Origin of the sequence: Desulfovibrio sp. 1188_IL3213 (assembly GCF_036763145.1) — a bacterium.
Taxonomy (GTDB): domain Bacteria; phylum Desulfobacterota; class Desulfovibrionia; order Desulfovibrionales; family Desulfovibrionaceae; genus Desulfovibrio.
In genome coordinates, this window is the sequence record NZ_JBAIYR010000576.1 from 1 (window position 1) to 1206 (window position 1206).

Genomic DNA, 1206 nt, shown 5'->3' on the forward strand with positions numbered 1-1206 from the left:
ATTTGTTGACTCGCAGTTGCCAGACCGCGAGATTTTTTAACAAATCAAAAGGAGTTTTACTCACTTGGGCAAAGCTATAAGCTTTTTAGAACCCCCCGCCTAGCGGGGGGTTTTCTAGTTACAAAAATTGCCGAGGCTGCTGCCCCGGCTTTTTCATTTTTGCGTTGAGCGAACGCCCTCTTTCGACATTCGCAGCGCTAATTTATTAATGCTGAAGCGATGGTGAATCGAGCCTCATTCTCATTTCGTCGATAATTCTTCTCAAACTTTGGTTAAAATCATCTTTCTTAACAATCTGCGTATTCGCTCCAAACAATCTGTGAACCTTCACTTCATCAGATGTAGGCGGCATGCTATTAAGATAATTTGTCCAGTTTGATAAAATACGTTCAATCTCAGTCCGTTGTTTTTCCGTAATCCTACTATTAAGTTTCATTGTCGTTTACACTACCGCAAACAAAAAAATTGCACAAGTTAATTAAGTAATTTTTTCCAGCCTGTGCTGAATGACGCACTTTGCTTTGACGCCAATTAATGCAAAAAAACAGCAAAAGGGCCTGTACTTTTACAAGCCCTTTGCCCTATCTGGCACCGAAAACGGTACTGGATCCACAAAGGATTGCTCCAGCCATTTTTTTAAATCAATTAAATTACCTTTTATGACGCCAGGATGCGCGGCACACAGCAAACAAGCTGGACTGGCTGCTCGCAGCCTCCTGTACCTCACTCTGCCCCGCCCCCCTCTAAGTAAACTGCGTAAAGGAAAGGGCCGAGTTCCCTCGGCCCTTTCCTTTAATATTTTCCACCAAGCGGTGGTATGACCATAGCTGAATTCAGCCCAGGCGTTAATTGCTTTTCATTGGCGTTGTTCACCAAGCATAATGCAAGGCAAACAAAAATAGCAGGGTGGACTTTCCTCATCTTGGGAGACATTCTTCATATGCTAGTCCTCCTTGTTATCTATGAGGATGCTCTAGAGCTTGTCTTATTTATGCAGAAAAATCCCGCTGAAGGCAAGAAAAATATAATTAATTTTTATAGCTAGTTACAAAAATACACACCTTTAATCCGCCAGACAGGGTAATCATCCCCTTTTTAGTAGCTCTCCAAAGTAGAGCCTATGCCGCCAGCTTACGTTTCATAGCTGGAGTGATGCCGCCAATGCCCATGTTTGGTCGCTCATTGTTATATGTCCACAGCCAGGCC

General features: G+C 43.2%; 1 protein-coding gene. It reads left to right on the forward strand.

Annotated features, from left to right (window positions below; translation table 11 throughout):
- Positions 1-817: 817 nt before the first annotated feature.
- Positions 818-1045, forward strand: a complete 228-nt coding sequence (locus tag V6C16_RS13715) for a hypothetical protein (protein WP_333535478.1) — start codon at positions 818-820, stop codon at positions 1043-1045.
- Positions 1046-1206: the final 161 nt, after the last annotated feature.

Excerpts from the sequence above, each read along its gene's own strand:
- V6C16_RS13715 (WP_333535478.1), top strand. The coding sequence starts at position 818 with ATGACCATAGCTGAATTCAGCCCAGGCGTTAATTGCTTTTCATTGGCG.